We start from the raw sequence: 25853 nt of genomic DNA on the forward strand, positions 1-25853 counted from the left end.
GCGAAAGTTTACGTAAGAGCAAAGATAGCAACAGTTTTTCAATCAGGAATGAAGATTATCAAAAGAATTGATTGTATATTTGTGCTTTCCATACAGTAAAAGTAAGCAGACTAAAACTAATTTGAAAAACAATCCAATAATTATCCTTATGACAAAACCATCTTACAAACAATGGTTAGCAACCTGTGCTTTCACCGGCGCATTACTGCTGACGGGCTGTAGCCCCACTCCCGCTACCAGAGATGTTTCTATTGTACCGTTGCCAAACAAAGTGCAACAGAACCATGGTGCGTTTGTATTAACCCCAAACACCATCATCGGTACCACCAATCCGGAACTGCTTCCAGCGGCAGAGTACCTGAAAGGCATTCTGTCAGTAGCCACCGGATATAACATCCAGGTGAAAGAAGGCAAAGGAAACATCACTCTTTCTACCACTGCTATAGAAGGCAAGGAGGGGGCATATACGCTCACCGCAAAACCCGATCAAATAGAGATTACAGGAAATTCTTATAACGGTGTGATAGCCGGTATCGAATCACTCCGCCAGTTATTTCCACCTCAGATTGAATCGAAGCAGGTGGTGGACAGCGTGACATGGGCCATACCCGCCGTACAGATTGAAGATGCCCCGCGCTTCGAATGGCGTGGTATTATGCTCGACGTATCCCGCCACTTCTATACCAAAGAAGAAGTAAAAGAACTGCTTGACGTAATGGCACTTTATAAAATGAATAAGTTCCACTGGCACCTGACAGATGACCAGGGATGGCGCATTGAAATCAAAAAATATCCGTTACTCACCGAAAAAGGAGCTTGGCGTACGTTCAATTCACACGACCGGTCATGCATGGAACTGGCTAAATCGGAAGATAACCCCGATTACCAGATTCCGGAAAACAAACTTCGCATCGTGGAAGGTGACACGCTGTATGGCGGTTATTATACACAAGAGGATATAAAAGAAGTGATAGAATATGCCAAAGTACGCGGCATCGACATTGTTCCCGAAATTGACATGCCGGGTCACATGCTGGCAGCCGTCAGCAATTATTCCGGAGTAGCCTGTACCGACAAAGTAGGTTGGGGAAGCACATTCTCTTCTCCCGTTTGCCCCGGAAAAGAATCCGCAATAGAGTTTTGTAAAAACATATATAGCGAACTGATTGACCTGTTCCCTTATAAATATGTGCACATCGGCGGCGATGAAGTGGAAAAGACAAACTGGAAAAAATGTCCCGACTGCCAGAAACGTATGCGAGACAACCAATTGAAGACAGAAGAAGAACTGCAAGCCTGGTTTATCCATAACATGGAAAAGTTTTTCAACTCAAAAGGCAAAGAGATGATCGGCTGGGACGAAATCATCGAAGGTGGATTAAGCCCGACTGCTACCGTCATGTGGTGGAGAAGCTGGGTCAAGGATGCTCCGAAAAAGACTACCCAACAGGGCAACTCAATCATCTTCTCCCCCAACAGCCAATTCTACCTGGATTACCAACAAGACAAGAATTCTGTACGCAATATTTATGATCTCGACCTGACGATCGAAGGAGCGACTCCTGAACAACAAAGACTTCTCAAAGGCGTACAGGGAAACATTTGGTGCGAATGGATTCCCTCACGTGAACGGATGCAATACATGGCAATTCCACGTCTGTTGGCTATTGCCGAATTGGGATGGAGCCAGGCTTCGCAGAAAGACTGGAATACCTTCGCGCAACGGTTGGCCAATCAGTTCGAACGCCTCAACATCATGGGTATCAATTATCGTATCCCCGATCTGGAAGGTTTCCACCGCAACAACGCTTTCATTGGTGAGGGAAGTGTTAGTGTGACTTGCCTGGATCCGAGTGCAGATATTCGTTATACTACCGACGGAAGCATTCCGACGCTGCAATCATCCAAATACGAAGGTCCTATCCCAGTGAAAGAAACAACCGATTTTACCTTCCGTACGTTCCGTCCTAACGGGAAAGCCGGTGATATCGCACGTACGCGTTTCATTAAGAGCGAATATGCTCCAGCCACAACTACCACTCCTTCCAGCAAAGGTCTGGAAGCTAAATGGTATGAATTTAAAGGCAGCAAATGCGCTGACATCCCCAAAGCTCCACTGAACGGAACTTATGCCATTGAGAAAATAATGATCCCGGAAAAAGCAAAGGGAAACATCGGTTTGGTAATCAAAGGATTTATCAATGCTCCGAAAGATGACATATACACTTTTGCCCTGCTGTCTGATGACGGCAGTACCTTACTGATAGACGGTGAAGAAGTTATCAACAACGACGGACCGCACGGACCGCGCGAAGTGATTGGACAGAAAGCATTGGCCAAAGGATACCACCCGATAGAAGTACGATACTTTGACCAAAACGGTGGACAACTGAAAATGACTGTAACAGGTAGCGAAGGAAATGAAATTCCGACAAACGACTTGTTCGCACACTAAAGATTCGGGTCAACGAACAAAACTTCATTAATATGCCATAGACTACATTGAAGGTAGGACGGACAGATTATCTACATTTAGTGTAATCTATGGCTTATATAAAAAGGATGCCGGATTCTGATGCCGACACTGATGACTTTGCATAAAAAACACATAAACTCACAAGAACTAATTGAATTATAACATATACTACTATGGCAAGACTAAAGCTCGGCATTCTTACTTGGACAATTTGTTTTTCAATGACTGCCTTTTCACAAACAACCACTTCTTTAAGGTCGAAAATATTAGCATTAGACGATTATCAGGATGCTCCACAACTGTGGAAACTGTATAACGATTCTTCTTCTGTGATGGATGAAGCAACCCGGTTACATGCAAAAGTATCATTGAATTATTATTTTAATCGCCCCGACGAAATGTAACGTGACATGTATAGGAGATACCATATCCGTAAACGGCATGTTCGGTACTTCACAAGCTACCACCGGTTTCGTAGAGACTTTACAATTGGGTAATATCACTTTCCACAACACGGTAGTCCATGTTTCTCTTGTTGAAAAGGATCCTATCTTTTCCGGTGACGACACCATCTATAGGAATAAAAGAACTCCGGAGAATCTCTAAAATAGAATTCGAATTTGGCAAATTAACTTTCAAAAAAGAGGAGCAAAGGCATCCCATCGATCCCAATATATGTTTCGCAGAAACCGTTTGTGTTTTTCTATTCGCGAACAACCGGAGTTATCTATTAGACACAGGCGGAGAAGGAAGTTTCATACACACACCGGACACGGCTTCCGTCAAAGTGATGGACGTGAATGATTGTCCGGTACAATTCTTCAATACATATACAGCGGATTCCATAACCAGACAATCCGGATTATTAGGGTTTCCATTCTTCTACGGATTCGAAACCTGTACACTCAACTTCGACCGTATGAACTTCTCCGGCAAAGATTATCAGTTACGTAAAAGTTATTCGGAATATATCAATAGCGAGTAGTATTCGATGTAGAACACATGAAACTATCAGAACTTAACTAAATTCAGAAAGTGAGAGTGTGTTCTATAACTGATAAAAAATAAAATACATCATGAAGCAATTGAAACCCGCATGTGCAAACACGGCTCCCCAAATGGAATTACAAAACTGCTTACATCTGAAAAAAATCTGGCTGACTACAAACATGGATAAAACCCAAAGAACAGCGGGGAAAGGAAGAAATTGCCAAATACCAGAAACATAAACAATACCAAAATGGGCAACATGGGTAACAGCGAAGGCCAATGAATCTAAAACAGAGGCCTTCGACTCACCAAACCTTTGAACAAAACTGCCATGTATCACCCCACGGTATAAAAACTCTTCCCCTATCGGGCTAAATATCATACTTGGAATAACAGCTATCCAAAAATAAAGCTGCTTGTCAGGTCCTGAAATGGATGCCCCGGGATTATTCCCTCCTATATATACAAACGCGTTATCCATTGTTTTATCATATAATAAAAAGAAAAGGGCAAATATAACAGCACAAGACATCCCTCCCGCAATAAAAGACAAAAACAAACGTCCACAGTGATCAGGCCTCCTTATGCCAATGCATTTCCGTCCGTATCGGGTAAGGAAAATAAAGGGTACAAACCACATGGCTAAAAAAACAAACATCACTATACCATAACTTCTTGTCACGTAAGATTGCAGGACGATAACAAACCGGGGAACACCGAATAATAAAATCAGGAACAGACCAAAAGCCCAATCATAATGAAAATAACGATTCCAGAAAGCTCGCAATATTTTATCCATAATCCAATATTTTATAGTTCCGTCCCACCGGATAGAGGGCACTTTAAATTCTTTATCTCCACTGTACATTATACCGGCTATAGATATACCAAACTAAATATACTCTTATAATTAATAACGGGGTAATAAGATAGTAAGAAAATAAAAATATTCACCGAATAATGAGCCTGATACACAAAGATAACAAAAGGTAGCCAACTATAAAAACAAAGCTGGTAAAAAGAAAAAGATTGTTTTTCTTTTTACTACCACAGATATTTTACCTCCAATAGAAGTAGGTTTAATTTGCTATATAAACAAAGGAATATACTAAACTTGTGGCAAACGCATAAATGCCAGAAGTATCTCTAAAAATCAGCCGAGAAAGTGATATGTTTTTGATAAACTCGTGTATGTTCCCCCCACGGATGATAGCAATCTCCTATATAATCAAAACTGAAATGTTCGTAATAGCCTATATGCTTTGTACACAAATATAAATTCCCAAACCCCAATTGTCGGGTATCTTTTTCTACGGTTTCGATTAATAATCTTCCATAATTATGTCCTCTATATCGTTCCTCTATGAATAAGGCAACCAGCCACGGATACAAATCCATTCGTGAATTAAAATCATTTGTTGCAAGTCCGGCACAACCTATTATTTCTCCGTTATCCATCAGAAGATAGAACTGTGGTAAGGGAGATTCTGACACCACACAGGTCCTAAAACAGTTGTCATAGACCATTTTACTGTCTTCGTCAGCCCATTTACTTTGGAAATAAGCAATCGCTTCCTCTAAATATTGAGGATTTTTTCGCAATGAAACAATATTCATAATTACATCCTTATTTATTTTCTGGCAACATCGCCAGTATAGTAACCCAGTAATAAGTAGGAAAAAGGAATTACCTGCCAAAAAACAAATAAGGCTTTTGTCTTACAATAGCTTTTTCAATTCCTCAATGTCCGGCAAGGCGTTACGAAGTCGTTCCGGCATATCTTTGGATGCACGGTAGGTAGCAACTCCCATCGGCTTGTTATAATCACGAACTGCAAATTCCACAAAAGTTTGATTCATTTCTCTGCAAAGTATTATCCCAACAGAGGGATTTTCATGCGGCTTTCTGATATATGTATCCAAGGCGGATAGATAAGTATTCAGCTGTCCTAAATAGGATGCACGGAATTTTCCTGATTTCAACTCGACCGCGACTAAAGAATTAAGCTCCCGATTGAAAAAGAGCAAATCAATGAACATTTCTTCCCCTGCAACCTCCATGCGATATTGATTGCCTATAAAACTGAAATCTTGCCCAAAGGTCATGATAAACTTCTTCACATTGGCAACAATCGCCTTTTCTACTATCTTTTCGTCTAAATCCTCCTCCTGCTCATTCAGTTCCTCCACATTAATGAAATCAAGCAAGTATTCATCTTTGAATGAACAAACAGCTTTTAAAGCTTGCTTAGTATCAGGCAATGTTTGTGCGAAATTGTTAGGCAAAGTTCCCCGATGGCTGTACAGGTCTGCTTTTAAGTAATCCCTTAAAGTGTATTTACTCCAATAGTGAATGGCGCATTCATGTATATAAAATAGCCTTGCTTCCAAAGTCTTAGCTTTGGATATTATTTCGGTATGATGACTAAAGCCGATTGAAAGGAAGTCTGACCAGTTAAATTCATCAGCCAGTGGCTGATGAATTTCTACAAGAAGCAATTTTTCATTCAACACCAAATCATCCGCCGTTGGCTGATGATTTAAAACCTTATCCCACTCCTCATAAAAAATACGCATATTTCTTATGCTTGTTGCCGAAAACCCCCTTAGCCCCGATAGTTCTTTCTGCAATAGGGAAGATATCTGTTCAATTGCACCTTTTCCCCAAAAGCCTTTACGGGAATTTTCCGACACGTAACGCCCAATGCCGTAATAAAGGGACAGCTGTTCCTTGTTCACCGATGCAGCAGCACGATACTGACTGCGTAGGATAGCTTCTTTTATGGTCTTTACTGCGTCTATATAATTCTGATTTATATCCATTTGAGCCTTGTTATATGCGGCAAAAGTACAAAAATAATGCTGGCGAAAAGAAAGCAAAGGATTTTTTTTCTTTTTGCCAGCACATATCTTGCTGTCAGTGTAAATAGGTTTAGTTCGTTTTGAATATATAGACAAAGGAATAAACTTAACTCTTTTGAAATTTACTTATTCTGCGTATTAGTATATATTTGATTAACAAATTTATTTTGTAGCTATTATAGAATAGACCATCGGAATATTATTACTCAAATGTTTTATCCTATATTTGCCAGGTTCACATTCTACTGTGTTCGAAAAACAATTATAGGGCGAATAATCAAATTCATCAAAAGAAGATATTGTGAGCCCACTTTGTATAAGGCTGTTTATCACCTCACTCAAACTATGATTCCACGTTACATCTTCCTGCAACAAACCGTTTTCTCCATCCGTATAGGTTCCATCTTGAATTTCTCTAATTGCACCGGAATTAAAGTAATTATATTCAATCCTTTTAAAGTCATCATCAAACATCCATACAATCGGATGAAACTCCACAAATATAAACTTCCCATTTGGTTTTAGATAATTTAAAATAACCTTAGCCCACTTATTCATATCAGGCAACCAAGCTATCACTCATAACTAAATATCAATATCTTATATTCATTATTTCATATCATTCTTTCTCTTTTTCCACAACTGCCAGCTATTAATAATGTTTTGCCACAAAACATAACTCCCCGGCCCCACAGCCGAAAGTGGGTTCAGATAAGTATGAGCCATCCAAATGGCAAGAATCGTATTCTTCTGTCCCAAAGCTTGTCCTCCACTGATTCGGTCATTATAGACACTACCCAAGGTTTTCCCTAAAAAGAATTGCAAACAACAAGTTATCAAAGCGACTACTGCAATCGTGATTTCTGTCAGTCCGTCCGCCGGATCATTAATTAGCGAATAGAGAGTTTGCGCCGTTACGATGGCAAGAGAAATACCCCATAAATAAAATGCTAATTCGTGATAACTTAACAATACCCGATGAACCTTCGGAATGAACCTCTGCAAAAACCAGGCCACCAGAAAAGGACAAATCAACAATGGAAAAATTTTACTCAAAATAACCAGAAACGCACCTATAAAACTAATATCCGGATTTGCCTCTATCAACGGAAAGAAAATAGGAACTGCAACAGCTGCCCCAATATTTGCAATCAACGTATAAGTAGTCAGGCTGGCGGCACTTCCACCCAATTTAGAAGTAATGACCGCCGCTGCCGTAGCTGTAGGACAAATAACACAAACCATTGCTCCCTCCGCTACAATTTTATTAAAACGATAAAGAAGAAGATAAACTGCCAATGAACCGAATATCTGGATCAACAAAAGCCACAAATGTAAGGGCTTAGGCTTTAGGTCACAAGGAGACACTTTACAAAAAGTAAGCAGTAACATAGTGAAAATCAGTATCGGAGTCAAAAAAGAAAGGCTGATAAATACAGGATAACCAATGGCACCTAACAACATCGCTACCGGAAGCGTCCAATTTTTCAAGAACTTCAGCATCGTTATATCATTTAAATTTAGAGTGCAAAGTAAGGTAAAAAACTCAAAACTTAACACTAAATAGTGAGTTTTCAACAAAATTCTGCTACATTTGCACATTATTTTTATATGGAACTACGTAGACCACACATATTATATATACTGATTTGCCTTTGGCTACTCGTTTCTCCACTAAACGTCGGTAGTGCCTGGGCAAAAGATTTTGTTGTCGTTATTGACGCCGGACATGGCGGTCATGATCCCGGAGCCATCGGAAAGATATCTAAAGAAAAAAATATCAATCTGAAGGTAGCATTAAAATTGGGCAATCAGATTAAGCAAAACTGTAACGACGTAAAAGTAGTATATACCCGCAGCAAAGATGTTTTTATACCACTGGATCGCCGTGCCGAAATTGCCAATAATGCCAAAGCCGATCTATTTATTTCAATCCACACCAATGCTTTAGCCAATAACCGGACAGCCAAAGGTGCTTCTACTTGGACATTAGGTCTGGCCAAATCGGATGCTAACCTGGAAGTTGCCAAACGGGAAAACTCTGTAATCCTATATGAGGATGATTATAAAACCCGCTACGCAGGGTTCAACCCAAATTCGGCAGAATCATATATCATTTTCGAATTCATGCAAGATAAGTACATGGAGCAGAGTGTGCATCTGGCATCTCTGGTACAAAAACAGTTTCGTCATCATTGCAAACGGATAGACCGTGGTGTACATCAAGCCGGGTTTCTGGTATTAAAGGCCAGTGCCATGCCGAGTATTCTCGTTGAACTTGGTTTCATTTCCACTCCTGAAGAGGAACGCTATCTGAATACGGACGAAGGAACCACTACTTTAGCAAAAGGAATCTATCGGGCATTTCTGGCCTATAAAAGAGAACACGAAATCCGTTTGACCGGTGCCAGTCGTACCATTTTGCCAAATGATGACGAAGAAACTACAGAAGCACCTGTAATTGCACAGACAGAGAGTACACAAGAAAAAGCAGCAGAAAGACCTAAAAACTCTTCACGCCCCAAAGAGTTAATCGCAGAAGCGAAAACTCAACGTCCAATTATTGCAGAAAGCACAACAAACGACTCCGAAATTACGTTTAAGATACAAATACTTACTTCCTCACGTCCATTGGCCAAAAATGACAAACGACTGAAGGGATTGAAAGACGTAGATTACTATAAAGAAGGAGGAATATACAAATACACTTACGGGGCATCTCCTGATTACAACAAAGTGCTGCGGACGCGCCGTAATACGGTGACTCCATTATTTAAGGATGCTTTCATCATTGCATTCCGCAACGGAGAGAAAATGAATATCAATGAGGCTATAGCCGAATTTAAGAAAAGAAGAAATAAATAAAAAGACTAAATAACAAAACATGAAACTCATTACGAAAGAAGTCAGAATAGGAATAGCAGGTATTGCGGCCTTGTGCTTACTTGTCTTCGGAATTAACTATCTGAAGGGCATTAATATGTTTAAGCCTGCCAGCTATTTTTATGTGAAATTCCATAATGTAAACGGCCTGGCACAATCGAGCCCGGTATTCGCTGATGGTGTCCGCGTAGGCATTGTCCGTGATATTGCCTATGATTACAACCAACCGGAAAATGTCATCGTGGAAGTAGAAGTAGACACTGATCTTCGCATACCGAAAGGAAGCTCTGCCGAATTGGTGCCCGAACTGATGGGCGGAGTAAGAATGAATATCTTATTAGCTAACAATCCGCGCGAACGCTACATGGTAGGTGATACAATTCCCGGAACGCTGAACAACGGAATGATGGAAAAAGTAGCAGCTATGATGCCTGCTGTAGAAAAGATGCTACCTAAATTAGATTCCATCCTAACTTCACTGAACACGATTATGACGGATCAAAGTATTCCGGCAACTCTACATTCTATTGAAAAAACGACAGCTAACCTGGAAGTTACCAGCCGCCAACTGAAAGTATTGATGAATAATGACATTCCACAATTAACAGGGAAGCTGAATACCATCGGAGATAATTTTGTCGTAATCAGTGGCAATCTGAAAGAGATTGATTATGCCACTACGTTCAAAAAAATAGACGCAACCCTTAGTAACGTAAAAATGCTTACAGAAAAGCTTAACAGCAAAGACAATACCGTTGGTTTGCTGCTAAACGATCCACAATTATACAATAACCTGAACCAAACTACCATCAATGCAGCAAGTTTGCTTGAAGACCTGAAGGAACATCCCAAACGATATGTCCACTTCTCTCTGTTTGGCAAAAAAGATAAGTAGGTGAAACCTCTTAAATAGAATTTATCTAAATAAGAGCCCACAAAACAAGGACAGGATGAAATCCTTCAAAAGTCTATCCATAGACAGAAAGGATATCTGTACAGCTTATCAGGTTCAAAAACAGTACGTGGAAATTTCTCTGATAATTGATTAACTAACAAGTAGTTATAAAAAAGCAATAGCTTCCTATGAGAAGTATTTTATGGGGAAGGGATAAGTCATTGAAAGTAAACACATTATTCTTTCAGTGAGAAATACAAGAAAAAGGAGATTTGTTTTTCTCGAATAAGATTCCCAATTTTGCAATCGTAGAAGTTTTGCTTAATTAATAAATGTATTACAGCCGCTATGAGTGAATCGAGTCATGTCGGCCTATGGAACCGCTGTCTTGAAATTATTAGAGACAATGTTCCTGAGTCGACATACAAAACATGGTTTGTTCCCATTGTTCCTTTAAAATATGAGGACAAAACGTTGATCGTACAAGTTCCCAGCCAGTTTTTCTATGAATTTCTGGAAGATAAATTTGTGGACTTGCTACGTAAGACATTATATAAGGTTATAGGAGACGGCACCAAGTTGATGTACAACGTGCTGGTAGACAAAAGTTCAGGGGCAACCGTGAATCAGGAGTCTACTACCCGCTCTACGGCTATTCCCCAGTCCGGACTTCCCCGCATTGATGAAAGGAAAGCTCCGGGGTTGTTGCGGGCACCGGCCGTTCAGGACCTTGACCCACATCTAAATCCGAACTATAATTTTGAGACCTTTATTGAAGGATACAGTAATAAGCTTTCAAGAAGTGTTGCCGAAGCTGTAGCTGAGAATCCGGCAAAAACAGTCTTCAATCCGCTGTTCCTCCATGGTGCATCGGGAGTAGGAAAAACCCATTTGGCCAACGCCATTGGTACCCGTATCAAAGAGTTGTATCCGGATAAAAGAGTGCTATATGTTTCAGCACACTTGTTTCAAGTACAATACACTGACTCTGTGCGCAACAATACAACGAATGACTTCATCAACTTCTACCAAACAATCGATGTATTAATTATTGATGATATTCAAGAATTTGCAGGTGTCACCAAAACACAAAACACTTTCTTCCATATCTTCAATCACCTACACCAAAACGGCAAACAGCTGATATTAACTTCCGACCGTGCTCCCGTATTACTGCAAGGCATGGAAGAGCGCTTACTAACCCGATTCAAATGGGGAATGGTAGCCGAACTGGAGAAACCGACCGTAGAACTGAGAAAAAATATTTTAAGAAATAAAATTCATCGGGATGGATTACAATTCCCTTCGGAAGTGATTGACTATATCGCCGAAAATGTAAATGAAAGCGTGCGTGATCTGGAAGGTATCGTTATTTCCATCATGGCCCACTCTACTATTTACAACAAAGAAATCGATTTGGATCTGGCACAACGTATTGTCCGCAAAGTCGTTCGTTGTGAGACAAAAGCTGTCACCATCGATGATATCATCAATGTAGTTTGCAAACACTTTGATCTGGAATCATCTGCCATCCATACCAAATCAAGAAAAAGAGAAGTCGTACAGGCACGCCAGGTGGCTATGTATTTAGCCAAGACACATACCGACTTCTCAACTTCTAAAATCGGAAAATTTATTGGAAATAAAGATCATGCTACCGTTTTACATGCATGCAAAACAGTAAAAGGCCAATGTGAAGTTGACAAGAGCTTCCGGTCCGATCTGGAAAACATAGAAACTTTACTAAAGAAAAGAAATATAAACAGTGAACGATAAACAGTGAACGATGAACATTTGCAACCAATCATGCAAGCTGTTCATCGTTCGCTGTTTATTAATCACCGCCAGTTATTGCCCATCATTCATAAAGCCTTGTTGGCGAAGTACTTTCAACAGATTTTCAGACATAAATTCATTATCCTTCTTTGTATAACGAACATCTGTAAACACTTGAGCCAAAGTCTCCTTATGATTCTCCTCTATAAACTGCTTATTCTCAGGCAAGGACTCCTTATAAGCATACAGCCGGTTTATATCTTCGACTGTATAATCGTGATAACTCTCTTCATGTATGATACCTTCTATAGGGAGACGATCTACTTGTTTAGGAGATTCCGCCGGATATCCCACCGTTACAGTAGTAATGGGAAATACCAGTTCCGGCAAGTGTAAAGCATCGATTATCATTTGAGGATTGTAAGTAGTAGTACCCAGATAACAAATACCCAATCCAGCCTCTTCGGCAAGCGTACAAAAAGTTTGTGCAACTAATAAAGTATCCATGGCCGCATTCAAAAAAGACATTAAATTATCATATCCCGGTTCCGCATCCCTTTCCTGACAATATTTACAGAAACGACGGAAATCTGCGCAAAATGTCAATACAACCGGAGCCGATTTTATCATCGGCTGATTAAAATGTGCCGGAGAAAGTATTTCTTTTTTCTCGGCATCACGAGTGACAACTACACTATAAAGCTGCATTCCGCCCATCGTAGAAGCGCGAAACGAAGTTTCAAGCAAATCATTTAACAAATCCGACGTAATATCTTTTTGCTGATATTTGCGGATAGTTCTTCTGTTCTTAACTGTATCCATCATATCTTTTTTCTGCAAAGATATAAAAAGAATAATCATTCTATCTCATTTCCAATTTAGATTAATTTTCTTTTTGGAAAACTTCAGGCACTGAACAAAACCACCATTCATTTGTTTATCAATTGCTTATCATTTATAAACGGATAACTTAGTACCGGTTAATAAATTATCTCGTTTTTATTTTGATATACCAAAAAACATTCATAGCTTTGCAGGCACGTTTGTTAATGATAAGTAAGCTTCTACATATTTACTTATTAATAAAGAAATCTAAGACACATTGCATCGTGGAAAAGCAAATTTACTCTTACGAGGAAGCCTTCGAAGAATCTTTACGATATTTTCAGGGCGATGAACTTGCTGCGCGAGTTTGGGTAAACAAATACGCAGTAAAAGACTCTTTCGGAAATATTTACGAAAAATCACCGAAAGACATGCATTGGAGACTTGCTAACGAAGTGGCTCGCATTGAGGCAAAGTACCCCAACGCATTAAGCTCCGAACAGTTGTTTGAGCTGTTTGACCATTTTAAGTATATCGTACCGCAAGGCAGTCCGATGACAGGTATCGGTAACGATTATCAAGTTGCTTCACTTTCCAATTGCTTTGTGATTGGTATTGATGGTTCTGCCGATTCATACGGAGCTATCATCAAAATAGACGAAGAGCAGGTGCAACTGATGAAAAGACGTGGTGGGGTAGGTCATGACCTCTCCCATATCCGCCCCAAAGGTTCTCCTGTGAAAAATTCAGCCCTGACTTCTACCGGACTGGTCCCATTCATGGAACGTTACTCCAATTCTACGCGCGAAGTTGCCCAAGACGGACGCCGTGGTGCGCTGATGCTCAGTGTATCGATCAAGCATCCGGATTCCGAAGCATTCATTGATGCTAAAATGACAGAAGGCAAGGTAACAGGCGCCAATGTTTCAGTAAAGCTGGATGATGCATTCATGGCAGCAGCTGTAGAAGGCAGAAAGTATACCCAACAATACCCCATTGACTCTGACCATCCCACTACGGTGAAAGAGATCGATGCTTCCAACTTGTGGAAGAAGATTGTGCATAATGCATGGAAATCGGCTGAACCGGGCGTATTGTTCTGGGATACCATTATCCGTGAATCAGTGCCTGACTGTTATGCAGACCTGGGATACAAAACGGTTTCGACAAATCCTTGTGGTGAAATTCCGTTATGCCCCTACGATTCTTGCCGACTGTTGGCCATCAATCTATATTCATACGTAGTCAATCCGTTCACCAAAGATGCCTACTTTGACTTTGACCTCTTCCATAAACATGTAGCACTGGCCCAACGCATCATGGATGATATCATCGACCTGGAATTGGAAAAGATAGAACGTATCATGGAGAAGATAGATCTGGATCCGGAAAACGAAGAAGTGAAACACACTGAACGCGGTTTGTGGGAAAAGATTTATAAGAAGAGTGGTCAGGGAAGACGTACCGGTGTCGGTATCACTGCCGAAGGCGATATGCTCGCCGCACTCGGAATGCGTTATGGAACAGAAGAAGCAACAGATTTCTCCGAGAAAGTACACAAAGCCGTAGCACTGGGTGCTTACCGTTCATCGGTAGATATGGCCAAAGAGCGTGGTGCATTCGATGTATACGATACGGAAAGAGAAAAGAACAACCCGTTCATCAACCGCTTGCGCGAAGCTGATCCGGCATTGTATGAAGACATGAAGAAATATGGTCGCCGTAATATTGCGTGTCTGACCATCGCTCCCACCGGAACAACCAGTCTGATGACTCAGACAACCTCAGGTATCGAGCCTGTATTCCTTCCGGTATATAAACGCAGAAGAAAAGTGAACCCGAATGACACCAACGTACGCGTTGACTTTGTAGACGAAACCGGAGACGCTTTTGAAGAATACATCGTGTTCCACCACAAATTCGTAACCTGGATGGAAGCGAATGGTTACGATCCCGCCAAACGATATACTCAGGAAGAGGTGGACGAACTGGTGGCCAAGTCTCCTTATTATAAAGCCACTTCAAACGACGTAGACTGGTTAATGAAAGTCCGTATGCAAGGCAAAATACAGAAATGGGTGGACCACTCCATCAGTGTGACCATTAACCTGCCGAACGATGTAGACGAGGAACTGGTGAACCGCCTGTATGTCGAAGCATGGAAGTCCGGTTGTAAAGGCTGTACGGTTTACCGTGACGGTTCCCGTTCAGGAGTGCTTATCTCTGCGAAGTCCGACAAAGACAAGAAAGAAGAGCTTCCTCCTTGTAAGCCGCCAACGGTAGTCGAAGTACGTCCGCCGATACTTGAAGCTGATGTTGTGCGTTTCCAGAACAATAAAGAGAAATGGGTAGCCTTGGTCGGCCTGCTCGACGGCAGACCTTACGAAATATTCACCGGTCTGCAAGACGACGACGAAGGAATCATTATTCCGAAAAGTGTAAATACCGGACGCATCATCAAGAATGTCGATGAGAACGGAAACAAACGTTACGACTTCCAGTTTGAAAACAAACGCGGATACAAAATGACAATCGAAGGTCTGTCCGAGAAGTTCAACAAAGAATATTGGAACTATGCCAAACTGATCTCAGGTGTGCTCCGCTGGAGAATGCCGATCGAACAAGTCATCAAACTGGTAGGTTCGCTACAATTGGACAGCGAAAACATCAATACCTGGAAGAATGGTGTAGAACGTGCGCTGAAGAAATATGTGCAGGACGGAACGGAAGCTAAAGGCAAAAAATGTCCGAACTGCGGAAATGAGACATTGGTTTATCAGGAAGGTTGCCTCATCTGTACCACTTGCGGTGCATCCAGGTGCGGATAAAAAACAAACCTGTAAATGATTAATATATAAGCAAAAGCGTTGAAAGGAGCCTCTTGGCTCCTTTCAATGTTTAATAACATAAACAACACAAACGTTTGCATACTATTTTAAAGTAGTTCGATGAAAGTAAAGATACGACATACGTAGAATATTTCTATACTTGCAAAATCATTAGTCAAAAATTAAATCTAATATATATGATAGTATCATTTCATATTGAGTATCGCACAAGTTGGGGAGAAGAAGTCAGAATATTAGGTTCTGTACCCGAACTTGGAAACAATGATCCGGATAAAGCTATCTCCCTCACCACAGTAGACGGTATCCATTGGAGCAGTGAAATAGCTCTTCAATCACCGGCAGAAGGAGTTATAGAATACAGTTATCACATTTATCGCGACAATAAGAACATCCGTACTGAATGGAACTCTTTCCCCCGGCGTGTCTACCTGCCTGCGGATGACAAAAAAAGTCTGCGCATCAATGATTGCTGGAAGAACCTTCCGGAGCAGCAGTATTTCTATAGTTCGGCATTCACCGAATCGCTTCTGGCACACCGTGACCGGAGTGCAACCCCCAAAAGTTACAAAAAAGGATTGATGATCAAGGCTTATGCTCCACGCATCAACGGCAACTACTGTTTGGCCATCTGTGGCAATCAGAAAGTCCTTGGCAACTGGAATCCGGACAAAGCATGGCCTATGAGCGACATCAACTTTCCGGAATGGCAAGCCGAATTGGATGTATCTAAACTGGAATTTCCATTAGAGTACAAATTTGTATTATATAATAAGGAAGAGAAGAAAGCTGAAGCTTGGGAAAACAATCCTAACCGTTACATGGCTGCCCCCGAGATTAAAGCAAACGAAACACTGGTTATTTCCGACCGATATGTCTACTTTGACGTTCCGGCCTGGAAAGGTGCAGGAGTGGCCGTCCCCGTATTTTCACTCAAATCGGAGAAAAGCTTCGGTGTAGGAGACTTCGGAGACCTGAAACGAATGGTAGACTGGGCAGTCAGTACCAACCAGAAAGTGGTACAGATCCTACCGATCAATGACACCACCATGACCCATACATGGACAGATTCCTACCCTTACAATAGTATTTCCATCTATGCTTTCCACCCGATGTATGCCGACCTTAAACAGATGGGTACCCTGAAAGATAAAGAAGTCGCTACCGCTTTCAACCAAAAACAGAAAGAGTTGAATTCACTTTCTGCCATCGACTACGAAGCAGTGAACCGGGGAAAATGGGAATATTTCCATCAGCTATTCAAGCAAGAAGGAGAAAAAGTATTGGCTTCGAAAGCCTTCCGTGATTTCTTTGAGGCCAACAAAGAATGGCTGCAACCCTATGCTGCCTTCAGTTATCTGCGTGACGTATACCGGACACCAAACTTCCGCGAATGGCCTAAATATTCGGAATATAATGCACAAGAGATTGAAGAGCTTTGCCGTCCCGGTACGGAAGTCTACCCCAATATCGCCATCTATTTCTATATACAGTTCAACCTCCACTTACAACTGCTGGAAGCAACCACTTATGCCCGCGAGCACGGAGTGGTACTAAAGGGAGATATCCCTATCGGCATCAGCCGCAACAGTGTGGAAGCCTGGACAGAGCCCTATTATTTCAATCTCAACGGACAGGCCGGTGCCCCACCCGATGATTTTTCTGTCAACGGGCAGAACTGGGGTTTCCCCACCTACAATTGGGACGTAATGGAAAAGGATGGCTATAAATGGTGGATGAAACGTTTCCAAAAGATGGCCGAGTATTTCGACGCTTACCGCATCGACCATATTCTGGGATTTTTCCGCATTTGGGAAATCCCGATGAATGCCGTGCATGGATTACTGGGACAGTTTGTTCCCGCACTGCCCATGAGCCGTGAAGAAATAGAAAGCTACGGATTACCTTTCCGCGAAGAATTCCTGACGCCTTATATCCACGAGTACTTCCTCGGACAGGTGTTTGGTCCCCACACCGACTACGTCAAACAAACCTTTATTGAGCCGACCGACACGTACGAAGTGTACCGCATGCGTCCGGAGTTCGACACTCAACGCAAAGTGGAAGCTTTCTTTGCCGGCAAGAACGATGAAGACAGCATATGGATCAGAGACGGATTGTACGCCTTGATAAGTGACGTACTGTTTGTGCCCGACCGTAAGGACACGAACCTCTTTCATCCGCGTATCGGAGTACAGCACGACTTCATCTACCGTGCCCTGAACGATTGGGAGAAAGCAGCATTCAACCGGCTTTACGATCAGTATTATTATCATCGCCATAATGACTTCTGGCAACAACAAGCCATGAAGAAACTGCCACAACTGACTCAGTCGACCCGCATGCTGGTATGTGGTGAAGATTTGGGAATGATACCGGATTGCGTGGCATGGGTGATGAACGACCTACGCATTCTGAGTCTCGAAATCCAGCGGATGCCCAAGAACCCGACTGAAGAGTTCGGTCGTCTGAACGAATACCCGTATCGCTCGGTTTGCACATTCTCTACCCATGACATGTCGACTTTACGCGGATGGTGGGAAGAGGATTATCAACAGACTCAACGTTACTACAATCAGATGCTGGGGCATTATGGTGCCGCCCCTGCCGTAGCAACACCGGAACTGTGTGAAGAAGTGGTCCGCAACCACCTCTACAGTAACTCCATCCTTTGCATTCTGTCACTACAAGATTGGTTGTCGATGGACGGAAGATGGCGCAACCCGAACGTGCAGGAAGAACGGATCAATGTCCCTGCCAATCCCCGTCACTACTGGCGTTACCGGATGCATCTGACACTGGAACAGCTCATGAAAGCCGAAAGCTTGAATGAGAAAATCAGAGAACTGGTTAAGCAAACCGGCAGAAATCCGGAAAAATAATATCCGTCAGTTTCCCAAGGAAGAAAAAGAACAAAGAGAGAAGAGCGAACCGGTGTGTTTTTCGCTCTTCTCTCTTGCTTTTCAGTAATATTCAGTATCTTTGCTGCACCAATGCACAAACAGTCAGAATGGGAGACGACAAAAACAAACGAATTGATTTTGTAGACTTGACGAAAGGAGTCTGCATCATCCTGGTGGTGATGGCACACATCGGTGGAGCTTTCGAAAAGCTCGATTACCATTCGATGATCGCCAGTTTTCGTATGCCCCTTTATTTCTTTATCTCAGGTATCTTCTTCAAGTCGTACGAGGGGCTTTTCGGATTCTTCATCCGGAAGATAAACAAATTGATCGTCCCCTTCCTCTTTTTCTATCTCAGCGCATTCCTCCTGAAGTATATTGTATGGAAAATTGCTCCGGGTGTATTTCAACTCCCGGTCAGTTGGACAGAGCTTTTAGTTGTGTTTCATGATCATGCCCTGATCAAGTTCAACCCTCCTATCTGGTTTTTACTGGCACTTTTCAATTGCAATATCCTGTTCTATCTGGTCCACAGCCTGCGCGACCGGAAGTTAGGTTTGATGTTTGCCCTCACCCTCCTGATCGGAATCGCCGGATTCTATATGGGTAAACACCAGATCGAACTGCCCTTGTACATAGACATAGCCATGACCGCCCTGCCCTTCTATGTGGCCGGATTCTGGATTCGCCGTTACAACTTTTTCCTCTTTCCCCACCGTTTCGACAAACTGATTCCGCTATGTATCCTGGCAGCCTTGGTCGTGATGTACTTCACCGCCACGTTTGTCGGTATGCGTACCAACAATTATGCAGGCAACATTTTCCAGTTCTGGGCCTCAGCGTTTGCCGGCATCTTTATGATTATGCTTTTCTGCAAAAAGTTTAAAAAGCTCCCTGTCATCTCTTATCTGGGACGTTATTCGGTCATTACATTGGGAATACATGCCCCCCTTTTACATTTCGAATATCCGGTTGTCAGCCGGTTTATCCATAATGAATGGGGACAAGCCATTGTCTTGCTATTGCTCACCCTGACAATCTGCATTGCCGCAACTCCCATATTTCTGAAACTGATTCCGCAGGCTGTGGCGCAAAAAGACTTTATCAAAACCAAGCAATCGCAACAACAGGAATCATAATTGCATTTATTATCTTATCTTTGCCAGAAGACAATATCAATCTTTATATTTATGACTACCCATTATTATATCTTTTTGGAAAACGTCCGTTTCTACAGTTATCATGGAGTAGCTCCACAAGAGACTGCGATTGGCAACGAGTTCATCATCAACCTGAGGTTGAAAACCGATTTTGGCAAAGCCACCGAAACGGATGAAGTAGAAGATACCGTCAGCTATGCAGACATACACGCCGCGCTGAAAGAAGAAATGGATATTCCCTCTAAACTGCTGGAACACGCCTGCGGACGAATCGTGAAAAGACTCTTCCGGGACTTCCCGAAAATCAGTGAGATAGAAATCAAACTGTCGAAAAGGAATCCGCCCATGGGAGCAGACATCGACTCTGCCGGAGTAGAGATGCATTGCACGAGAGACTGAATCAACATTAATATACTAATACGATGAAAAACCTTTTATTAATCCTCCTGTTGTTGCTAACGGGAGAAATCAGCGCACAACAAACTGCGACAATTGTAGTCAAGACCACCCCGGACAACGAAATCGCTTACTGGCCTACAGGAAAAGATCACCTGTTCTTCATTACCTTGGGCACTAAGGCACAAGCTGACCCTCAGGGGCAGTTCGTTCATGAATTCAGCGTGAGCCGTCCCACTACGATTCATGTATGGGCCAAAGGGAATAATTCTTTCACGCTCTACCTGACACCGGGAAGCAAAGATACTATCGCTGTGGCCAAAGACACGATCAACTTCAGTGGCACCAACCGGGTCTACAACCGATGTCTGAAAGCGGTGGACGACTATCAGCAATATAGCGACAATCTGATATACATGCAGCCTCACGAACTCGAAGGGGTGACTTCATTGGAACAATATCATCAGTTGGCAGATGCCAGGATGAAACAGGCACTCGACTCTGTAAATGCCTCCGGACTCGACAAAGAGTTTCTCGCAGAGCAGCGTGCACACATCGATTACACCCATCGGTCTATCTTTCTGCACGTCGCAATGTATCTGGTGAAAAATGAAAACTTTACCGAAAATTGGCGCAAAGAACTTGCAGAAATCATCAATCAACCCGTAGACAGTGATTATCTGCGTTCCTACCGCGGAATCGGACTCTTTATAAACGACTTGATCGGCGCACAATTCATAAAACTGGAAAACGGCAAACCCGAAGAGATAAAGGACTATTGCTCCTTTCGCTTCGACCGTTACCGGAAATTCTTCAAAGGCGACAATCTGCAATATGCACAAGCGCTACTTATCTACGAAGACGAATTTCAAACAAGAAACACTCCCTCAATCCCCCAACTATACGAAAGATATAAGGCCGAATTCCCCAATAGCCCCTTTCTATCTGTTCTTGAACCGGGCGTTAATAAAAACCTCCGCTTCCAAAACAGCCGCATCGACGACAAGGACTATCACATTCTGCCTTGCGACTCCACAGTTGAAAATCTGGAAGATGCGGTAAAACCCTTCAAAGGCAAAGTGGTCTATATCGACGTATGGGCTACCTGGTGCGGCCCATGCATCAAAAAGTTCCAATACCTGCCCGCCCTCAAAGAAAAAACACATAACATGGACATTGTGTACCTATACATCTCGATAGACCGCCCTCAGGACAAGGAGAAATGGGAGAAAACCATCGGATATCACCAACTGAAAGGCTATCACTTATTGGTAAACGAAAAGTTAGGAAAATCGTTGTATGCCGAACTTGGAAACGAACGGCAAATACTGAGTATCCCCTGCTTTGTAGTTATTGATAAAACAGGAAAAATAGCTGTCCGACACGCAGCCGCCCCGGACGAACCGGAAAAGGTAATAGAACAGTTGAGCACCTATTATAATGAGTGAAAACATATTCCCGACCGGATCATTGGAAAAATAAAAACAGGCAAAAGCTTGACTTCTGCAAGAAAACAGAGTATCTTTGCCTATGTAATCATAAAGTATATTCGAATTAAAATACGGTAATAGGGAGGAATAAATGTTTCTCCCTATTTTTTTGTACCTGCATCAAAAAATTCCGGAAGAGCGTTGGTTTAAAGCCTGCAGAGCCGGTGTTCCCCCCATTTAGAGCCTGAGTTTTACTCATTCAGACGGTTGCTTCCGATACTTTTCCCGGTATGTCGGGACACATTTCCCGGCATGAAAATGTTTTTTCATCAGAAGATAATCTTTTTTCTCCTATTGATAATCAACGGCGGGAAAGATGAAGGCTTGGAAGTTAACAATACATAAATCTGCTCTTGACAAAAACAGAAAGATAAACGACAGGCAAAACCGATACGCCACAAAGTAGATGTACCACCGAACACACAGAGGGCGCGGAGTTATTATATAGTAATTCTATATAATTAAAGCTCCGTGCCCTCTGTGTACTCTGTAGTGAAATATACTTGCAGCCGAATAGGCTCTTATTTCTTTCTCTTTCTTTTCTTCACCGATTCTACCGCTTCGGTAACTACCGGTTTGTTTTCGAAACGTTTCGTATAGCCGGAGTAGTCCGGATGTGTCCGTTCGTAATCCGGATCAACAAAGAGCGGACTCGAAATAATATGATCAGCAGTGGAACGGTTGCAGCAGAAAACAATGTTCTCTACACTTGCCAGACGGGTCAGTGCCTTTACATCCGTGTCGTGCGGTTGCAGGGTCATCGGGTCAGTGAAGAAGAAAAGATAATCGATCTCTCCGTCCACAATACGCGATCCCATCTGCTGGTCACCCCCCAAAGGACCTGACTTCAGAATGGTAAAATCCCATTCCACATCGGGATGTTTCTCTTTCAATGCTTCCAGTATCAGCGTACCGGTGGTACCTGTACAATAAAACTTATGTCCCATCAATAACTCCGAGTTCCAAAGAACCCATTCAATCAGGTCTTTTTTCATAGCATCGTGTGCTACCAGCCCGATTCTTCGAATTAGTTTTTCCATAACGTTATCCTTTAAAATCTGGTAATTGCGAAAAGAACTTCCGCCCTTTCACATAGAACTGCACTAAGATACTACTTTTTATCCGTTCGGGAATAAAGTGTGAGGAAGTTTTTCTGAGATTCTCCATTCTTGCATCTCGGAAGCTATCGCGCAATTGTTTAAATTCACGACGGGCATGGAGAACGGCCTTTGCGTTGGGCAGCTGTCCTTTAAGAACAAACGTAGCTGCCGCAATGTAATCGAGCCAGCAACGTACCCGCATCACTCTGGGCAGCTCTTCATCCGGAAGATTCTTATAGAGCATGACAAGATTATTACGAAAGTTGAGGAAGGTTTTATGCGGATTTTCTTTTTTCAATGTGGCCCCTCCTACATGATACACCGTACTTTGAGGAATGCAAACGATCCCCCGTCCACGGGCACGAAGCCTCCAGCAAAGGTCTATCTCTTCCATATGGGCAAAAAAACGCCCGTCAAGCCCGCCTGCCTCACGATAATCTGCCAGACGAATGAACAGGGCGGCACCGGTAGCCCAGAACACGGGGAATACTGTATCATATTGTCCTTTATCCGCCTCAACCACTCCCATCACCCGTCCCCGGCAAAACGGATAACCATAACGGTCGATGAATCCGCCGGAAGCGCCGGCATATTCAAACAGGTCCTTTTGTCGCCAACTGAGTATCTTAGGCTGGCAGGCAGCAACCTCCGGATGGGTATCCAAATAATCAGCCATCGGTTGCAGCCAGTGCTCTGTTACTTCTACATCAGAATTCAGCAGAACTACATATTCGGCTTCCACCTGTTGGAGGGCAAAGTTATAACCGTCGGCAAAACCATGATTTTCATCCAGCAGAATCTGGCGAACCGAAGGGAACTCGTGCCGCAGCATCTCTACCGACTGATCTGTAGAACCATTATCAGCCACACAAACTTCCACACCTTCCGCCTCGGAATGCCGGAGTACGGAGGGAAGAAACGAACGGAGCATTTCGCAACCGTTCCAGTTCAATATAACGACAGATATCTTATTCATCTTTCTTTTCGGGGCGTTTCAGCTTCCAGCGCTTATGTGACCAAAGCCAGTAAGCAGGTTCCTTCCGGATGGTCTGCTCCAATCTGCGGGCAAAGATTTCGGTAATCTCACCATCGGCGGTTTCTTTCGGACGATCAGTGACCAGATCGAACTCTACGCGGCAATACCCTCTCCGCTCCTTGCGCAACTCACAATAGAAAACCGGAAAGTCCATCATCTTGGCAATGCGCTCGGCACCATCCATGAACACCGTGTCCTGATTCAAAAAAGTAGTCCAATGGTGCGCCTCGTTCGTATTGGGCGATTGGTCGGTAATCAGTCCGATAGCCATCTTCTTGCCGTCACGTCTCAGCCTGATCACTTCGCGGGCGGTGGAGTGCTTCGGCACGTTGTACCCTCCGAAGCGGCTGCGGATGTACTTGAAAAGACCATCCAGATAAACATCTTTCAAAGGTTTGTATACCTGTACAGGTACATCGCCGGGACGCATAATCATCCCCATCCCCGTAATCCATTCGAAATTAGCATAGTGGGGGATCAGCAGGACAATCCCGCCCCGTTCGTCAATCATCCGGAGATAAGCTTCCTTGTTTTCGTAAGTCATACGTTTGCAAAGCTCTTTCTCGGACATGCGCAACATTTTCACATCTTCGAGCATATAGTCGCAAAGGTAATGATAGAACTTACGTTCAATGGCCTTCAATTCTGCTGCCGACTTCTCCGGAAAAGAGTTCTTCAGATTGGTACCCACCACCTTTCTCCGGTAACCGATCACGTGGTACAACCAGAAGTAAATAAAATCGGACAGGGCATACAACACCGGAAACGGAAGAATAGCCAAAAGCCACATCCCCACATAGGTTAACAAATAAAGAAGTTTCGATTTCATGTTTATTGTGTTATAGTTCCTTTCAGTGCAGTGCCATCTTCGTTAAAATCTCCCAAGAGAACATTTACTACTTGATTATCCAATGCCGGGTCACTTTCCACCTCTACACGAATGTAGTTTGCCGTAAAGCCGTGCATAGGCGCTCCTGCCTTAGGTTTCTCCATCAGGACAGGCATGGTCTGGCCGATATGACGGGCATAAAAGTCCTTCGTTTTCCCATCCGACAACGCAAGCAAACGCTGGCTTCGCTGATGCTTCGCCTCGGGAGTCACCACATGGTCTATCTTCAGTGCCTGGGTACCGGGACGTTCCGAATAACTGAACACATGCAATTGCGTGATATCCAGTCCGGAAATAAATTCATAGGCTTTTTCAAAATACTCGTCGGTTTCGCCACGTGTACCCACAATTACGTCCACGCCGATAAACGCATCAGGCATCACCTCTTTTATCTTTGCAATCTTCGAAGCAAAAAGTTCCGTCCCATACCGACGGCGCATCAACTGGAGCACTTCATCGCAACCGGACTGCAAAGGGATATGGAAATGAGGCATGAAGCTGCGGGAGGTGGACACATATTCTATAATCTCGTCCGTCAGCAGATTGGGCTCAATAGAAGAAATGCGATAACGCTCAATGCCTTCTACCTGATCGAGTGCTTTCACCAAATCGAAGAAAGTCTCGCCGGTAGATTTTCCGAAATCTCCGATATTGACTCCGGTCAGCACAATCTCTTTCCCACCTTCGGCAGCAGCCTGCCGTGCCTGCTCCACCAAAGATGCGACAGTCCCGTTGCGACTCCGTCCACGGGCAAAAGGAATGGTACAGTAAGAACAAAAGTAATCGCACCCATCCTGTACTTTCAGGAAAAAGCGGGTACGGTCACCTCTTGAACAAGACGGGGCAAAGGAACGGATATCTTTCGTTGCGGTTGTATAAGCCTCTCCTCCTTCGTGTTTATGCAAGTCGCCCAGGTATTGAAGCAGGTCTTTCTTTTGTTCCGCACCAAGCACAACGTCCACTCCCTCTATCTTTGCCACATCACCGGGTTTCAGCTGGGCATAGCAACCTGTCACCACCACAAACGCACCGGGATGTTGTTTCACCAGGCGGTGAATAGCCTGACGGCACTTCTTGTCCGCCATCTCGGTCACCGAACAGGTATTGACAATGCAAAGGTCAGCCTTTTCACCTTTCCGGGCCGTACGCACACCTGCCTCACGCAGGATTTTACCAATCGTCGAAGTCTCTGAGAAATTCAGCTTGCAGCCTAAAGTATAGTAAACGGCTGTCTTATCTTGAAATACAGTGGTATCTATCATAATCTGTAAAAACGCATATTCGGTACAAAGTTACACATTATTATTAGGAGTAAAGATGCAGAAG

General features: G+C 43.1%; 22 protein-coding genes. 12 read left to right on the forward strand and 10 right to left on the reverse strand.

Features of this window, described 5'->3' with window-relative positions:
- Positions 1-148: 148 nt before the first annotated feature.
- From KO473_RS18165 to KO473_RS23540, 4 genes are all read left to right on the forward strand, one after another.
- Positions 149-2455 carry a family 20 glycosylhydrolase gene (locus tag KO473_RS18165; RefSeq protein WP_122130665.1) on the forward strand — a complete coding sequence of 769 codons (2307 nt, stop codon included), beginning with the start codon at positions 149-151 and terminating at the stop codon, positions 2453-2455.
- A gap of 194 nt (positions 2456-2649) precedes the next feature.
- Positions 2650-2880 carry a hypothetical protein gene (locus tag KO473_RS23530; protein ID WP_005821796.1) on the forward strand — a complete coding sequence of 77 codons (231 nt, stop codon included), beginning with the start codon at positions 2650-2652 and terminating at the stop codon, positions 2878-2880.
- A gap of 1 nt (position 2881) precedes the next feature.
- A complete protein-coding gene (locus tag KO473_RS23535; RefSeq protein WP_234060273.1) occupies positions 2882-3082 on the forward strand; it encodes a hypothetical protein in 201 nt (66 codons plus the stop codon).
- Complete coding sequence (locus KO473_RS23540) at positions 3036-3461, forward strand: hypothetical protein (RefSeq protein WP_232303467.1); 426 nt, start codon at positions 3036-3038, stop codon at positions 3459-3461. Before KO473_RS23535 ends, KO473_RS23540 begins: the two co-directional genes overlap by 47 nt.
- Before the next feature lie 63 nt (positions 3462-3524).
- Here KO473_RS23540 and KO473_RS18175 read toward each other — a convergent pair whose 3' ends face one another.
- The 5 genes from KO473_RS18175 to KO473_RS18195 form a co-directional block, all read right to left on the reverse strand.
- Positions 3525-4265, reverse strand: coding sequence for a CPBP family intramembrane glutamic endopeptidase (locus KO473_RS18175; RefSeq protein ID WP_005821798.1), 741 nt, complete (start codon positions 4263-4265; stop codon positions 3525-3527).
- 347 nt (positions 4266-4612) lie between these two features.
- On the reverse strand, positions 4613-5083 hold the full coding sequence (locus tag KO473_RS18180; protein WP_005821800.1) for a GNAT family N-acetyltransferase: 471 nt from the start codon (positions 5081-5083) through the stop codon (positions 4613-4615).
- A 102-nt stretch (positions 5084-5185) separates the two neighbouring features.
- Positions 5186-6289 (reverse strand): YhcG family protein, encoded by a 1104-nt coding sequence (locus KO473_RS18185; protein ID WP_032537694.1) that lies wholly within the window; start codon positions 6287-6289, stop codon positions 5186-5188.
- Positions 6290-6490: 201 nt separating this feature from the next.
- Positions 6491-6886, reverse strand: coding sequence for a hypothetical protein (locus KO473_RS18190; protein WP_005821803.1), 396 nt, complete (start codon positions 6884-6886; stop codon positions 6491-6493).
- Between the two features lie 51 nt (positions 6887-6937).
- Entirely contained in the window at positions 6938-7831 is an 894-nt protein-coding gene (locus tag KO473_RS18195) for a hypothetical protein (RefSeq protein WP_005821805.1), read from the reverse strand.
- 108 nt (positions 7832-7939) lie between these two features.
- Between KO473_RS18195 and KO473_RS18200 the strand changes: the two genes are divergently transcribed.
- The 3 genes from KO473_RS18200 (at position 7940) to dnaA (ending at position 11882) form a co-directional block, all read left to right on the forward strand.
- Positions 7940-9193: an N-acetylmuramoyl-L-alanine amidase gene (locus KO473_RS18200; RefSeq protein WP_032537574.1), complete on the forward strand. Its 1254-nt coding sequence runs from the start codon at positions 7940-7942 to the stop codon at positions 9191-9193.
- A gap of 19 nt (positions 9194-9212) precedes the next feature.
- The gene (locus tag KO473_RS18205) at positions 9213-10106 is read left to right on the forward strand and encodes an MlaD family protein (RefSeq protein WP_005821812.1); all 894 of its coding nucleotides are present in this window, start codon (positions 9213-9215) and stop codon (positions 10104-10106) included.
- A 348-nt stretch (positions 10107-10454) separates the two neighbouring features.
- The gene (gene dnaA, locus KO473_RS18210) at positions 10455-11882 is read left to right on the forward strand and encodes a chromosomal replication initiator protein DnaA (protein ID WP_005821814.1); all 1428 of its coding nucleotides are present in this window, start codon (positions 10455-10457) and stop codon (positions 11880-11882) included.
- A gap of 72 nt (positions 11883-11954) precedes the next feature.
- Here dnaA and KO473_RS18215 read toward each other — a convergent pair whose 3' ends face one another.
- A complete protein-coding gene (locus KO473_RS18215; protein WP_005821817.1) occupies positions 11955-12743 on the reverse strand; it encodes an NADPH-dependent oxidoreductase in 789 nt (262 codons plus the stop codon).
- Between the two features lie 248 nt (positions 12744-12991).
- On the opposite strand from KO473_RS18215, the gene KO473_RS18220 reads away from it, so the two are divergent.
- The 5 genes from KO473_RS18220 to KO473_RS18240 all read left to right on the forward strand — a co-directional run bounded on the left by KO473_RS18220 (position 12992) and on the right by KO473_RS18240 (position 21460).
- Positions 12992-15535, forward strand: a complete 2544-nt coding sequence (locus KO473_RS18220) for an adenosylcobalamin-dependent ribonucleoside-diphosphate reductase (RefSeq protein ID WP_032537575.1) — start codon at positions 12992-12994, stop codon at positions 15533-15535.
- 197 nt (positions 15536-15732) lie between these two features.
- Positions 15733-18435: a 4-alpha-glucanotransferase gene (locus tag KO473_RS18225; protein ID WP_005821823.1), complete on the forward strand. Its 2703-nt coding sequence runs from the start codon at positions 15733-15735 to the stop codon at positions 18433-18435.
- Between the two features lie 128 nt (positions 18436-18563).
- A complete protein-coding gene (locus KO473_RS18230; RefSeq protein WP_005781433.1) occupies positions 18564-19595 on the forward strand; it encodes an acyltransferase family protein in 1032 nt (343 codons plus the stop codon).
- A 51-nt stretch (positions 19596-19646) separates the two neighbouring features.
- Positions 19647-20015 carry a dihydroneopterin aldolase gene (gene folB / locus KO473_RS18235; RefSeq protein ID WP_005781435.1) on the forward strand — a complete coding sequence of 123 codons (369 nt, stop codon included), beginning with the start codon at positions 19647-19649 and terminating at the stop codon, positions 20013-20015.
- A 23-nt stretch (positions 20016-20038) separates the two neighbouring features.
- Positions 20039-21460, forward strand: a complete 1422-nt coding sequence (locus tag KO473_RS18240) for a TlpA disulfide reductase family protein (protein ID WP_005821827.1) — start codon at positions 20039-20041, stop codon at positions 21458-21460.
- A gap of 563 nt (positions 21461-22023) precedes the next feature.
- Here KO473_RS18240 and KO473_RS18245 read toward each other — a convergent pair.
- The 4 genes from KO473_RS18245 to mtaB are packed head-to-tail and all read right to left on the reverse strand — an operon-like array spanning position 22024 to position 25789.
- On the reverse strand, positions 22024-22542 hold the full coding sequence (locus KO473_RS18245) for a methylglyoxal synthase (RefSeq protein ID WP_005781440.1): 519 nt from the start codon (positions 22540-22542) through the stop codon (positions 22024-22026).
- 4 nt (positions 22543-22546) lie between these two features.
- On the reverse strand, positions 22547-23578 hold the full coding sequence (locus KO473_RS18250; protein ID WP_005808466.1) for a glycosyltransferase family 2 protein: 1032 nt from the start codon (positions 23576-23578) through the stop codon (positions 22547-22549).
- A complete protein-coding gene (locus KO473_RS18255; RefSeq protein WP_032537576.1) occupies positions 23571-24467 on the reverse strand; it encodes a lysophospholipid acyltransferase family protein in 897 nt (298 codons plus the stop codon). The genes KO473_RS18250 and KO473_RS18255 overlap by 8 nt, the downstream gene beginning before the upstream one ends.
- A gap of 2 nt (positions 24468-24469) precedes the next feature.
- Positions 24470-25789, reverse strand: coding sequence for a tRNA (N(6)-L-threonylcarbamoyladenosine(37)-C(2))-methylthiotransferase MtaB (mtaB, locus tag KO473_RS18260; RefSeq protein WP_005808470.1), 1320 nt, complete (start codon positions 25787-25789; stop codon positions 24470-24472).
- Positions 25790-25853 lie beyond the last annotated feature (64 nt).

The organism is Bacteroides sp. HF-4919 (genome assembly GCF_018860125.1).